Raw genomic sequence first — 12,709 nt, 5'->3', positions numbered from 1 at the left:
ACGGACACCGCGTGCCCTGAGAGGATCGACCCATGGCCCGCGTCGTCTCCCTCTTCCGTCATCCGATCAAGGGCTTCACGCCCGAGTCGGTCGAGTCCCTCACCGTGCAGCCTGATGGGCGCATCGCCGGCGATCGGGTGCTGGCGTTCCGCTTCGCCGACGCGATCGCGCCGGAGTCTCGTGACGGACTCGACCACTGGCCGAAGGCGAAGGGACTCTCCCTGCAGGACTTCCCGGGCCTCGCGGCGTTGCGCACCGACTACGACGACGATCGGCAGCGCGTGCGGATAGAGCACGAGGGTTCGGTGCTCGTCGAGGCGGGACTCGATGAGTCCGGTCGTGGCGAGCTCGCGGACGCGGTGACCGAGTTCGTGCTCGCGAGCCCGGAAGGCCGGCGGATCCGGCGCCCCGGACGACTGCCGCTCGTACTCGTCGGCGACGGTGTGACGTCGAGGTTCCAGGATCGTGAGCGCGGCTACGTCTCCGTGCACAGTCGTGGCAGTGTCGACGCACTGAGCGACTCTCTCGGCTTCGGCATCGATGACCGCCGGTTCCGCTCCAACGTCGTCATCGACGACGTCGCCCCCTGGTCGGAGCTCGACTGGGCCGGCGAGCTGAGCATCGGCGAGGTGACGTTCCGCACCGCGGGGCCGATCGTGCGCTGCCTCGCGACACACGCCAACCCCGACACCGGCGTTCGCGACGCGAAGGTGCTCACGACCCTCACGAGCGCCCACGGTCAGGACGAGCCGACTCTCGGCCGACTCCTTCTGCCGCCGCAGGACCCGGCCGATGCGTCAGCGCCGTGGGTCGGCGGGACGATCAGCGTCGGCGACGAGGTGCGAGCGCACTGACGGGCCTCGGGCCCACGCCGATCCACCGGCGCCGCTTCACCGCCGCGAGTCACCAGCGACCGTGGCGACGCTCCCAGTCCTCTTCGATGGTGCGACGTCGACCGGCGATCCATCCGGCGGGGATCACCGCGATCAGAACCCCCACGAGCACCCACAGGGGAATCTCCCAGCTGTCGGTCATGTCGTGCAGCAGGCCGATCAGCAGCGGGAACACCGCGGCGACCGCGTAGCCGATGCTCTGCACGAAACCGCTGAGCGCCACCGCGCTCTCGGGCGTGCGGGCCCGGATGCTGAGCAGCACGAGGGCGAGCGGGAAGAGCCCGGGTGCGAGGCCGTAGAAGACCACCCACAGCGGCAGCGCCACCGTGGGCAGGAACAGGAATCCGAACAGCCCGATGAGCCCGCACGCGATCGAGATGAAGAACACAGGACGGGTCGCCTGGAACCGGACGATGAGAATGGGCACGAGCAGAGAGCACGGCAGGCCCATCAGGCCGAACAGCGAGAGCAGCAGCCCCGCGTTCGCCGGCGAGACCCCGCCCACGTCGATCATGATCGACGGCAGCCATGCGAAGGAGACGTAGGCCAGCGTCGACGACGACGCGAACACCAGCGCGATCGACCAGGCCATGGGCAGCCGCCACAGCCGACCGAAGACCCGCGGATTGGCTGGCGTCGTCGCGATCGGTCCGGTCGCCACGGATGCTGCGTCGTAGCCGTCGCGCTCGATCTCGGTCGCGGCGGACTCCGTACGCGCGGGGGCCGAGGCGACGGCATCCGCCCGGCTCGTGACGAGCATCGCCACCCAGGGCACGAGCGCGATCGCGGCGAACACGCCCCACAGCCCCAGCGACACCCGCCACCCGGCCGAGTCGGCGAGCGGCACTGCGACCAGCGGCGGCACGAACGTCGACACCGCCATCGTGGTCGAGTAGACCGTCATCATCAGGCCGAGGCGATCGGGGAAGTACTTCTTCACCAGCGGCGGCAGCAGCACATTGCCCGAGCCGACGCCCGCGAACACCACTGCCGTCGCGGCGAGCAGCGATGTCGAGTCGACGGCGAGGCTGCGCAGCAGCAGCCCGGCGGCGATCAGGGCGATCGCCACGACAGCCACGCGCTCGAGTCCGAATCTCCGCTCGAACAGCGGCGTCAGCAGCCCGAACACCGCGAAGCACACCGGCGGCGCGGCTCCGATCAGGCCGACGACGACCGACGAGACCGGGAAGTCGTCGGCGACGTGGTCGAGCACGGGCGACAGCGACGCCACGGCCGAGCGCAGCGAGAACGCGACCAGCACGATGCCGACCAGCGCGAGCGCACGGCCACGCCAGAGCGGCTGCGCACCCGAGGTCACGAGGTCTGCGACCCCTCCACCCAGGCCAGGTACTCGTCGGAGACCGTGCCGGTGACGTACCGGCCGTCGAAGCAGCTCATGTCGAGGTCGCTCAGCACGGATCCCTCGGTGATCGCAGCCTTGAGGTCTTCGACCTCCTGATAGACCAGGTGATCACAGCCCAGCTCGGCGGCGATCTCGGGGATCGTCCGGCCGTGGGCGATGAGCTCGTGACGCGACGGCATGTTGATGCCGTAGACATGCGGGTGACGCACCGGCGGAGCCGCGGAGGCGAACGTCACAGAGGTGGCACCGGCATCCCGGGCCATCTGGATGATCTCCTTCGACGTGGTCCCGCGCACGATCGAGTCGTCGATCAGCAGCACGTTCTTGCCCTGGAACTCGGTCGACATCGCGTTCAGCTTCTGACGCACGCTCTTCTTGCGCACGGCCTGCCCGGGCATGATGAAGGTGCGGCCGACGTAGCGGTTCTTGTAGAAGCCCTCGCGGTACTCGATGCCCAGCTTGCGGGCGACCTCCATGGCGGCGGGCCGGGAGGAGTCGGGGATCGGCATGACGACGTCGATCTTGTCCATCGGCACGTGCTTCGCGATCGTGTCGGCGAGACGGTCGCCCATGCGCAGGCGCGACTCGTAGACCGAGACGCCGTTCATGACCGAGTCGGGTCGGGCGAGGTAGACGTACTCGAACGCGCAGGGCGCGAGAGTGGTCTCCTTCGCACACTGCCGGCTGTGCAGCTCGCCCTCGTTGGTGATGAAGATCGCCTCACCGGGCTCGACCTCGCGCACGACCTCGTAGTCGGCGTTCTCGAGCACCAGCGACTCGCTCGCCACGACCCATTCGTCGCGGCCCTCTGCGCCGGGGACGGTCGAAGGACGACGGCCGAGGATCAGGGGACGGATGCCGAACGGGTCGCGGAACGCGAGCAGGCCGTAGCCCGCGATCACCGCGATCACGGCGTACGCGCCCTCGATGCGCTCGTGCGTGCGCTCTACGGCCTCGAAGACGCGCTCGGCGTCGAGGTCGACCGTCGACGTCGTGTTCTGCAGCTCGCCGGCGAGGACGTTGAGCAGCAGCTCGGTGTCGCTCGACGAGTTGAGGTGACGGCGGTCGCGCTTGGCCATGTCGGCCGTGAGCTCGCGCGTGTTCGTCAGGTTGCCGTTGTGGATGAGGATGATGCCGTAGGGCGCGTTCACGTAGAACGGCTGCATCTCCTCTTCGTTCGACGCGGTGCCCTTGGTCGCGTAGCGCACATGACCGAGGCCGACGTTGCCGAGGAGTCCGCGCATGTCACGAGTGCGGAACGCCTCGCGGACCATGCCCTGCGCCTTGGCGTTGTGCATCACGCCGTTCGCCTCGGCGGTCGCGATTCCCGTTGCATCCTGACCGCGGTGCTGCAACAGCAGGAGTGCGTCGTAGATGTCCTGATTGACCGGGGCAGAGCCCACCATTCCGACGATGCCGCACATGGACTCTTACTTCGCTCCGTCCGCGTAGGCGCCGACCAGGCGCACCGCTCCACCGTCGACGCCCTTGGCGCCCTGTTCGAACTCTCCTGCCGGCCGCGCGCCGAAGCCCACGGTTCCGACCTGCCACGCGGGCATGCCGTCGGCCGCGAGCGCTGCTATCGCGGCATCCTTCTTGTCGGCTGCGACGATCGCGAGGAACCCGATTCCGAGGTTCCAGGTGCCCTCGGCGGACTCCAGCGTGGACCCGGCGATGTCACTGAGCACGCGGAAGACCGGGCTCGGCGACCAGGTGCTGCGGTCGACCTCGGCCCAGCTGCCCTGCGGGAGCACGCGCGCGAGGTTCGCCGCGATGCCGCCGCCGGTGACGTGGCTGAGCGAGTGGACCCCGCCCGAGCCTGTGCCGCCGCCGAGCTGCTCGATGAGGCGCAGCAGCGGGAGCGTGTAGAGACGAGTCGGCTCGAGCAGCGCCTCGCCCCACGTCTTGCCGAAGTCGGCGGCGTTGTCGCCGTAGCCGATGCCCGCGTTCGTGACGATGTGGCGCACGAGCGAATAGCCGTTGGAGTGCAGTCCGCTGGACTCGACGGCGATGACGACGTCGCCGTCCTGCACGCGGTCGGCCCCGAGGATGCCGTCGGCCTCGACGACTCCGGTCGCGGCTCCTGCGACGTCGTAGTCGCGCGGGCCGAGAAGACCGGGGTGCTCGGCGGTCTCGCCGCCGATGAGCGCGGTCCCCGTCGCGGTGCACGCCTCGGCGATGCCGCGCACGATGTCGGCGATCCGCTGCGGGAAGACCTTGCCGCACGCGATGTAGTCGGTCATGAAGAGCGGCTTGGCGCCCACCACGACGATGTCGTCGACGACCATGCCGACCAGGTCCTGGCCGATCGTGTCGTGCTTGTCGATGGCCTGCGCGATGGCGACCTTCGTGCCGACGCCGTCTGTGCTCGTGGCGAGCAGCGGACGACGGAAGTCGCGCAGCGCACTCGCGTCGAACAGTCCGGCGAATCCGCCGACACCGCCGAGCACTTCAGGGCCGTGCGTCGCGCGCACGGAAGACTTCATCAGCTCGACGGCGAGATCGCCTGCAGCGGTATCGACGCCGGCTTCGGAATAGGGATTGGTGGGGGAGGCAGCCACACCTCCAGCCTACCGCCCGCGGAGACCTCCTCTCCCCTCCCTCCATCTCCTACGATGGGGCCATGGCCGACAAGCCGCAGTGGTTGATCCGCGAGGACGCGAGCGTTCCGGTGCTCGTCGCGCTCGCGCTGCGGCAATCGCTCGGCATCCGCGCACCGGAAGATCTTCCGAGCCTGCGCGATCTGCCCGTCCGGGCACCGGATGCCGCCGAGGTGACGCCCGAGCTCGAGAAGCAGTGGCGCGACTACTGGGACATGACCGTCGAGCCCCGAGCGCATCCGTCCGGCGTGCCGCTCGAGCTCGTCGACGGGTTCGACACGCTGGTGGCGCTGCCGGCGACCGGTGCCGAACAGCTCGCCGAGGCGATCGCGCCGCATGCCGCATCGGCGATGCACTACGCCCGCGTCGCACACGATCGCTACGTGTCGTCGATCCACAGCTCGATCGCCAACCGGTCGGGTGGCGGGACGATCGGGGGCGAGTCGTATCGCGCCTATGCCAGCGCGATCGCCGAGTTCGAGCGTGAGATCGGTCGCCGTGCCCACTCGTTCGAGCTCAACGTGCAGGTGCTGCCGTTCTCGCAGCGGGGGATCTGGTGGATCGGCGCGCTCACCGTCGCGGTGACCGACGGCCTGCGCCGCGACGTGGTCTCGTTCGACGCGGCGATCCGGCCCATCATCGCCGAACTGGCGTGACACCCCGGGACGTGATCAGTCGTTCGCGATGATCGTCTCGTGCTCGACCCTGACGACGTGGTCGTGGCGACGCGCGACGCGTTCGAGGATCAGCGCGACGACGCTCGCGAGGGCGAAGCCGATCGGCACCGTCCACAGCAGCAGGAATCCGAACACCTGCCCTGGCGGGTAGACGACGTTGACCGCTTCGGACGGCTCGTAGCTGCCCATCATCGTCAGGATGCCGGCGGCGATGATGCCGAGCACGACGCCGATGCCCATGAACACGCCGAAGCGCGGCACGCGGCGGACGGTCGCCTCGACCGTCTGGGAGGAATCGTGGGAGGACATGCATCCATTGTCCCACCGTTGGCTGCGGGTCGCTCCCCCTCCTGCGCACTCAGCCGTGCGACGGGTCAGGGGCGCAGTGGCAGGACGTCCGAGAGATCGGCGCGGGTTCCGGAAGCGCTCACGCGCCCCGAGCCCGCCGCATCCGACCAGTGCTCCACGCCCGTCGCGACTGCGATCCAGGTCGCCGGGTCCATCTCGACGACATTCGGAGGGGTGCCGCGGGTGTGACGGGGGCCCTGGATCACCTGCACGGCGCCGAACGGGGGCACCCGCACCTCGACGCTGTTGCCCGGGGCCTTCTCGTCGAGCAGCTGCAGCAGGTAGCGCACGGCGGTCGCGAGGGGAGCGCGTTGCGGCTTCTCACCTGCGGCATCCGCGCGCCTGACCTCGTCGAGGGCGGCGCGTCCGTCGATGATGTCGATCTTCCTGGAGGGCATGGAGAAAGGGTACGCCGAGGCGTGTGTGGCGCAGGCGGGGGTGCCTCGTAGGCGCGGGCGCCTCGGACGGAGATCTGCGCCTCCGAAGGACAGATCACCCGAATCCCTCCTTCGCACGCGGAGATCTCCTTCGCCGGCGACCTGGATCGGACCGATAGTCGCCCGGCGCCCGCGCGCACAGGAATAGGCTCGAGGCGATGAGCCAGAATCCCGATACCCTGCGTGGCGCGCGAGCCGAGCTGATCGCGGCGACGCGGCGCGGTGATGCGTGGGCGAAGCCGTTCCCGGCGGTCGGTGACGGTGCGCATCCGGCATCCGTGCTCGTGCTGTTCGGGCGGTTGGACAGTATCGCGGCCGGGACCGACGAGGCGACTGTCGCCGCCGACCTCGATGTACTGCTGCAGCGTCGGGCAGCGACCCTCTCGTCGCATCCCGGCCAGGTGTCCTTCCCGGGCGGCCGGGCCGAGAACACGGATGCGGATGCCGTCGCCACCGCCCTGCGCGAAGCCGAGGAGGAGACCGGACTCGACCCGGACGGCGTCGAGATCCTCGCGACGCTGCCCGAGCTTCCTCTCGCCGCCAGCAACCACGTCGTCACCCCCGTGCTCGGGTGGTGGCGCACTCCGTCGCGCGTCGCCGCCGTCGATCACGCCGAGACGGTCGAGGTCTTCCGCGTCCCCGTGGCGCAGCTGCTCGACCCCGCCAATCGGCACACGTCGACCATCCACCGCATGGGACGCACGTGGAAGGGGCCCGCGTTCGACATCGACGGCACGATCGTGTGGGGGTTCACGGCGATGGTTCTCGATGCGCTGTTCGATGCAGCCGGGTGGACTCTGCCGTGGGACCCGTCGATCGAGCGGGCGATCGACGTCTGACCGGGAACCCGCCGAAACCCGCGCCCCCGCCTCGGTAGTCTGGACGGGTGAAGATTCTCGTCCTCGGTTCCGGTGCCCGTGAGCACGCGATCATCCTCGCTCTGCGAGCAGAGACCGCGGAGCACGAGATCTTCGTCGCCCCCGGCAACGCCGGCATCGCCCAGGATGCGACCCCCGTCGCCCTCGACATGCTCGACGGCGCCGCGGTGACCTCCTTCGCCAACGAGCATGCGGTCGATCTCGTGGTCGTCGGCCCCGAGGCTCCTCTAGTCGCCGGAGTCGCCGATGTCCTCCGGGCCCACGGAATTCCCGTGTTCGGCCCGGGCAAGGCCGCGGCCCAGCTCGAGGGGTCCAAGTCGTTCGCGAAGCGCATCATGGATGCCGCCGGTGTCCCCACCGGTCGCGCAGTGCGCGCCACCACCACCGCAGAGGTCGAGGCCGCGTTCGACGACCTCGGCGCCCCGCACGTCGTGAAGGCCGACGGCCTCGCTGCCGGCAAGGGTGTCATCGTGACATCCGATCGTGCCGAGGCTCTCGCTCATGCCGAGCACTACCTGCCGTCCGGTCCCGTGCTGATCGAGGAGTTCCTCTCGGGCCCCGAGGTCTCGCTGTTCTTCCTGAGCGACGGCGACACCGTCCGAGCGCTCAGCCCGGCCCAGGACTTCAAGCGCGCGCTCGACGGCGACGAAGGCCCCAACACCGGCGGCATGGGCGCCTACTCGCCGCTGCCCTGGCTCGCCGACCAGTTCGGCAGCGAGCAGGCCTTCGTCGAGGAGGTCACCCGCGACGTCGCCCTGCCCGTGATCCGTCAGCTCGACGAAGAGGGCACGCCGTTCATCGGCCTGCTGTACGCCGGCCTCATCCTTACTCCCGCAGGCGTGCGCGTCATCGAGTTCAACGCCCGCTTCGGCGACCCCGAGACCCAGATCGTGCTGCCGCGTCTCGTGACCCCGCTGTCGGAGCTGCTGCTCGCCGCGGCATCGGGCACGCTCGAGGACCAGCCCGAGCCCGTGTTCAGCGACGACGTCGCGATCACCGTGGTGCTCGCGAGCGAGGGCTACCCCGAGGCTCCGCAGACCGGCCGCCCGATCGAGGGCCTCTCCGATGCGGCCGCGGTCGAGGGCGTGCGTCTCGTGCACGCGGCGACCGCGAGCCCCGACGCACCCGACGGATCGCTGATCGCCACCGGCGGCCGCGTGCTCACTGTCGTCGCCGTGGGATCGGACTTCCGCACCGCGCGTGACCGGGCATACGAGGCCATCGGTCTCATCACCCTCGAGGGCTCGCACTTCCGCACGGACATCGCTGCCCGCGTCGCGGAGTAGTCCGACCCGTCGTCGCTTTCCTGCCGATTCGCGCAGGTACTCCGCCAACTCGGCCGAGAACTGTTGACACCACCAGCTTTCTTCAAGAAAGTTGGCGGATGCCGCTCCGCTCCGACTGGTCGACAGCCACCTGCCCGATCGCCCGCTCCGCCGATGTGCTCGCCGACCCGTGGGTCCTCCTGATCCTGCGGGAGCTCTTCTCCGGCCGCTCGCGCTTCGACGAGCTGCGCGATGCGACCGGCGCCGCCGACTCCGTGCTCGCCCGGCGCCTCGCCTCGATGGGCGAGGCGGGTCTCGTCGCACACGGTGACCCCGGCTATCGGCTCACGGATGCCGGACGCGAGACCCTCCCGATCCTGCACGCCTACGCGCGCTTCACGAGCACGACCGATCCTGACGGGTCCTGGGGCCTGACCGTCAGCTGCGGTCGCTGCGGCGAGGCGACGGCATCCGCCGACTGGTGCGCGACCTGCGCCGCCCCACTCGACGCCGACAGCACGCGATGGACCCGCCGCAGCATGGGCGGCGAGCCGTTCGCCCTGACGTCGGGCGACGCAGCGTGACCGAAGACTCGGTCGAGGAGCCGACCGGCACCCCGACACCCGCACTCCGGCAGCGCCGCATCCATCCCGCCTGGATCGTCGCACTCGTGGCCCTGATCGCCCTGATCGGAGCCGCCGGATTCCGCGCCGCGCCCGGGGTGCTGATGCTGCCCCTGCAGGACGAGTTCGGCTGGACCACCGCAGAGCTCTCCCTCGCCGTCACGGTCAACCTGCTGCTGTTCGGCCTCACCGCTCCCTTCGCCGCCGCGCTGATGCAGCGCTTCGGCATCCGCGCGGTGACCGTGACCGCTCTGTTCGTGATCGGCGCCGGCGCCGCGCTGAGCGTCTTCGTCGCCACCCCGGCGCAGCTCATACTCACGTGGGGTGTGCTGATCGGACTCGGCACCGGGTCCATGGCGCTGGTCTTCGCTGCGACGATCACCGACACCTGGTTCGCGACCAGACGCGGGCTGGTCTCGGGTGTGCTCACCGCCGGCAGCGCGACCGGACAGCTCATCTTCCTGCCCGTGATCGCCGCGGCGGCCGAGTACATCGGATGGCGCGGAGCATCTCTCATCATCGCCGGCGGCGCTCTCGCGGTCGTCCCCCTGGTCTGGATCTTCGTGCGCAACCGACCGAGCGACCTCGGCGTCACCCGCTACGGCGACACCGGCCCCGTCACCGTGGCCGCGCGGCCGAAGGGCAACGCGTGGGGCGCCGCTCGCCTCGCCCTCACCACGTTGCGCGACGCCGCCCGCACCAAGACGTTCTGGGCCCTCGCGATCGGGTTCGCGATCTGCGGCGCCACGACCAACGGCCTGATCGGCACCCACTTCATCCCCAGCGCGCACGACCACGGGATGCCGACGACGACCGCGGCCGGACTGCTCGCCGTCGTCGGGATCTTCGACATCGCCGGCACCGTGTTCTCCGGGTGGCTGACCGACCGGGTGAACCCCCGCATCCTGCTGGCCGCTTACTACGCGCTGCGCGGCGTGAGCCTGCTCTTCCTGCCGAGCCTGCTGTCGGCCGAGGTGCAGCCGAGCATCATCGTCTTCATCGTGATCTACGGCCTCGACTGGGTGGCGACTGTTCCGCCGACCATCGCGCTGTGCCGCGAGGTCTTCGGAGACCGAGGGCCTCTGGTGTTCGGCTGGGTGTTCGCCGCGCACCAGATCGGCGCCGGCATCGCCTCGCTCCTCGCGGGCATGGTGCGCGACCACACCGGCCAGTACACGTTCGCCTGGTTCGCCGCCGCCGGGCTCTGCGCGGTCGCGGCGCTGGTCAGCGCGACGATCCGCCGGCATCCGGCGCCGACGCCGACTCCGACGCCCTGACCCGACACGAACGAAGGCCCCCGTCCGGAACCGGATGGGGGCCTTCGTCACGGAGTGCCGCTCAGAGGACCTTCGAGAGGAAGTCCTTCAGCCGCTCGTTCTTCGGCGCGGCGAACAGCTCGGCGGGCGGCGCCTCCTCGACGACGACTCCGGCGTCCATGAACACCGTGCGGCCCGAGACCTCGCGGGCGAAGCCCATCTCGTGCGTCACGAGCACCATCGTCATCCCGCCGGACGCCAGGTCGCGGATGACCTGCAGCACCTCGCCCACCATCTCGGGGTCGAGGGCGCTGGTCGCCTCGTCGAACAGCATGATCTCGGGGTCCATCGCGAGCGCGCGGGCGATCGCCACGCGCTGCTTCTGACCGCCCGACAGGGATGCCGGCTTGGCATCGGCCTTCTCGGCCAGGCCCACTCGGTCGAGCAGAGCCAGAGCGCGCTCCTTCGCCTGGGCCTTCGAGAGCTTGCCGAGCTCGACGGGAGCGAGGGTGATGTTCTCGAGCACCGTCATGTGCGGGAACAGGTTGAAGTGCTGGAACACCATGCCGATGCGCTGGCGCACCTCGTCGAGCTTGACGCTCTTGTCGGTCAGGTCGACGCCGTCGACGATGACATGGCCCGACGTGGGCTCCTCGAGCTTGTTGAGGCAGCGCAGCAGGGTCGACTTCCCCGACCCCGACGGGCCGATGACCGCGACGACTTCGCCGTCCTCGACCGTGAGGTCGATGCCCTTGAGCACGTGGTTGTCGCCGAAGGACTTGTGCAGGTCTCTGACCTCGATCTTGCTCATGCGGTGAACTTCCTCTCCAGGCGGTTCGCGAGCAGCGTCAGAAGCGTGATCACGACGAAGTAGATGATGGCGACGATCGTCAGCACCTGCGCCGACAAGTACGTCGAGGCGATGATCTGACGCGACACGAAGGTCAGCTCTGCGAGGCCGATGACGCTGATGAGCGACGTGTCCTTGAGGGTGATGATGCCCTGGTTGACGAACGAGGGGACCATGATGCGGAACGCCTGAGGCAGCACGACCTTCTGCATCGTCTTCCAGTGTCCGAGACCGAGCGAACGCGACGCTTCGGCCTGGCCCGGATCGACGGCCTGGATGCCACCGCGGATGATCTCCGTCATGTACGCGCCCGTGTTGAGCGAGAGCGTGATGGCTCCGGCGACGAAGGGGTTGAACGTGAGCCCGGGAAAGAGCTGCGGGATGGCGAAGAACACGAAGAACGCCTGCACGAGGATCGGTGTGCCGCGGAAGACGTAGACGTAGGCCGTGGCCACCCAGCGGAACGGCGCGAAGGCCGAGACGCGGCCGAAGCCGAAGATGAGGCCGAGGATGAACGCGGCCACGATCGCGACGAGCGTCGCGAGGATCGTGAGCCAGAGGCCCTCCATGAGAGCGGGCCAGTACTTCACGGCGACGGAGAAGATGTCGGTCGCCTGCGTGGTCTCCTCGCCGCCGGCGAGGTAGCTGTCGACGATCTCGTCGTACTCTCCGGAGGCCTGGAGATTCGCGAGACCCTCGTTGAACATCTCGATCAGCTCGGGGTTCTGCCCCTTGTTGACGGCGAACCCGTACTCGCCGCCGAGCTCGGGCTCACCGATCAGGCGGAAGCCCGACCCCTGCTGGATCCCGTAGGCGAGCACCGGGAAGTCCTCGAAGTAGCCGACGGCCTGGCCTGCCTTGACAGCGTCGACCATGTCGGTGGTGTCCTGGTAGGGCGTGATGCGGAAGCCGTACTCGTCCTGGTTCTCCTCCGCGAAGGTCTGGCCCTGCGTGCCGGTCTTGACCGCCACGGCCTCGCCGTCGAGGTCGTCGAGCGACTGGATGTCGCTCGACTCGAGCACTCCGAGCTGGATGCCGCTGGTGAAGTACGGCTCGCTGAAGTCGAACGTCTCCTGGCGCTCCTCGGTGATCGACATCCCGGCCATGACCGCGTCGACCTGGTTCGCCTGCAAGGCCTGCACGGCGGCGTCGAATCCGAGCTGACGGATCTCGACCTCGAAGCCCTGGTCCTTCGCGATCGCACGCAGCAGGTCCATGTCGATGCCGACGAGCTCACCGTCGGGAGAGGTGAACTCGAACGGCGCGAACGTGGTGTCCGTGCCGATGACGTAGGTCTCGGAGTCATCGGCCGCAGTCGCGGCGGAGGCTCCGCCGAGCAGGGCTCCGACGGCGACGAACGCCGTGAGCGCCATCGCCCCGGCGGTGCGTCCGAGCGCGCGCAGGCGCGCGGAAGCAGAGGTGGGATTTCGGATCACGACGGATGCTCCTCAGAGGGGACGGGCGGCAGGATGCTGCCACCGGGATGGTCGTCGACCATCAACCCTAACCGGCGACGACC

13 protein-coding genes are annotated in these 12,709 nt (G+C 69.3%); 6 read left to right on the top strand and 7 right to left on the bottom strand.

Features of this window, described 5'->3' with window-relative positions:
• The first annotated feature begins 32 nt into the window (after window positions 1–32).
• The gene (locus LQZ85_RS10325; RefSeq protein ID WP_056276519.1) at window positions 33–854 is read left to right on the top strand and encodes an MOSC N-terminal beta barrel domain-containing protein; all 822 of its coding nucleotides are present in this window, start codon (window positions 33–35) and stop codon (window positions 852–854) included.
• Between the two features lie 49 nt (window positions 855–903).
• On the opposite strand, the gene LQZ85_RS10320 is transcribed toward LQZ85_RS10325, so the two are convergent.
• Genes LQZ85_RS10320 through purM form a run of 3 tightly spaced genes read right to left on the bottom strand, consistent with a single transcriptional unit; the run spans window position 904 to window position 4,817 of the window.
• Window positions 904–2,211: an MFS transporter gene (locus LQZ85_RS10320; RefSeq protein ID WP_056276518.1), complete on the bottom strand. Its 1,308-nt coding sequence runs from the start codon at window positions 2,209–2,211 to the stop codon at window positions 904–906.
• A complete protein-coding gene (purF, locus tag LQZ85_RS10315; protein WP_053098615.1) occupies window positions 2,208–3,680 on the bottom strand; it encodes an amidophosphoribosyltransferase in 1,473 nt (490 codons plus the stop codon). The genes LQZ85_RS10320 and purF overlap by 4 nt, the downstream gene beginning before the upstream one ends.
• 6 nt (window positions 3,681–3,686) lie before the next feature.
• Window positions 3,687–4,817: a phosphoribosylformylglycinamidine cyclo-ligase gene (gene purM, locus LQZ85_RS10310; protein WP_056276516.1), complete on the bottom strand. Its 1,131-nt coding sequence runs from the start codon at window positions 4,815–4,817 to the stop codon at window positions 3,687–3,689.
• A gap of 62 nt (window positions 4,818–4,879) precedes the next feature.
• Here purM and LQZ85_RS10305 point away from each other — a divergent pair, with 62 nt between their 5' ends.
• The gene (locus LQZ85_RS10305) at window positions 4,880–5,512 is read left to right on the top strand and encodes a hypothetical protein (protein WP_053098613.1); all 633 of its coding nucleotides are present in this window, start codon (window positions 4,880–4,882) and stop codon (window positions 5,510–5,512) included.
• A gap of 15 nt (window positions 5,513–5,527) precedes the next feature.
• Here LQZ85_RS10305 and LQZ85_RS10300 read toward each other — a convergent pair whose 3' ends face one another.
• Both LQZ85_RS10300 and LQZ85_RS10295 read right to left on the bottom strand, forming a co-directional pair.
• Window positions 5,528–5,842, bottom strand: coding sequence for a hypothetical protein (locus LQZ85_RS10300; protein WP_053098612.1), 315 nt, complete (start codon window positions 5,840–5,842; stop codon window positions 5,528–5,530).
• A 65-nt stretch (window positions 5,843–5,907) separates the two neighbouring features.
• Window positions 5,908–6,279: a sterol carrier family protein gene (locus tag LQZ85_RS10295; protein ID WP_056276513.1), complete on the bottom strand. Its 372-nt coding sequence runs from the start codon at window positions 6,277–6,279 to the stop codon at window positions 5,908–5,910.
• Between the two features lie 197 nt (window positions 6,280–6,476).
• On the opposite strand from LQZ85_RS10295, the gene LQZ85_RS10290 reads away from it, so the two are divergent.
• From LQZ85_RS10290 to LQZ85_RS10275, 4 genes are all read left to right on the top strand, one after another.
• Window positions 6,477–7,157 (top strand): CoA pyrophosphatase, encoded by a 681-nt coding sequence (locus LQZ85_RS10290; RefSeq protein ID WP_056276510.1) that lies wholly within the window; start codon window positions 6,477–6,479, stop codon window positions 7,155–7,157.
• Between the two features lie 47 nt (window positions 7,158–7,204).
• The gene (gene purD, locus LQZ85_RS10285; protein WP_230100865.1) at window positions 7,205–8,482 is read left to right on the top strand and encodes a phosphoribosylamine--glycine ligase; all 1,278 of its coding nucleotides are present in this window, start codon (window positions 7,205–7,207) and stop codon (window positions 8,480–8,482) included.
• A gap of 98 nt (window positions 8,483–8,580) precedes the next feature.
• Window positions 8,581–9,045, top strand: coding sequence for a helix-turn-helix domain-containing protein (locus tag LQZ85_RS10280; RefSeq protein ID WP_056276503.1), 465 nt, complete (start codon window positions 8,581–8,583; stop codon window positions 9,043–9,045).
• Window positions 9,042–10,361, top strand: a complete 1,320-nt coding sequence (locus LQZ85_RS10275) for an MFS transporter (RefSeq protein WP_056276500.1) — start codon at window positions 9,042–9,044, stop codon at window positions 10,359–10,361. Before LQZ85_RS10280 ends, LQZ85_RS10275 begins: the two co-directional genes overlap by 4 nt.
• A 61-nt stretch (window positions 10,362–10,422) precedes the next feature.
• Here LQZ85_RS10275 and LQZ85_RS10270 read toward each other — a convergent pair whose 3' ends face one another.
• Both LQZ85_RS10270 and LQZ85_RS10265 read right to left on the bottom strand, forming a co-directional pair.
• Window positions 10,423–11,151 carry an amino acid ABC transporter ATP-binding protein gene (locus LQZ85_RS10270; RefSeq protein ID WP_230100864.1) on the bottom strand — a complete coding sequence of 243 codons (729 nt, stop codon included), beginning with the start codon at window positions 11,149–11,151 and terminating at the stop codon, window positions 10,423–10,425.
• Entirely contained in the window at window positions 11,148–12,626 is a 1,479-nt protein-coding gene (locus LQZ85_RS10265) for an amino acid ABC transporter substrate-binding protein/permease (protein ID WP_072590633.1), read from the bottom strand. The genes LQZ85_RS10270 and LQZ85_RS10265 overlap by 4 nt, the downstream gene beginning before the upstream one ends.
• Window positions 12,627–12,709 lie beyond the last annotated feature (83 nt).

The organism is Microbacterium sp. Bi98 (assembly GCF_918698045.1).
Classification (GTDB): Bacteria; Actinomycetota; Actinomycetes; order Actinomycetales; family Microbacteriaceae; genus Microbacterium.
The sequence above is the reverse complement of the archived record's forward strand: the minus strand, read 5'-3'. Positions and strand labels throughout refer to the sequence as shown.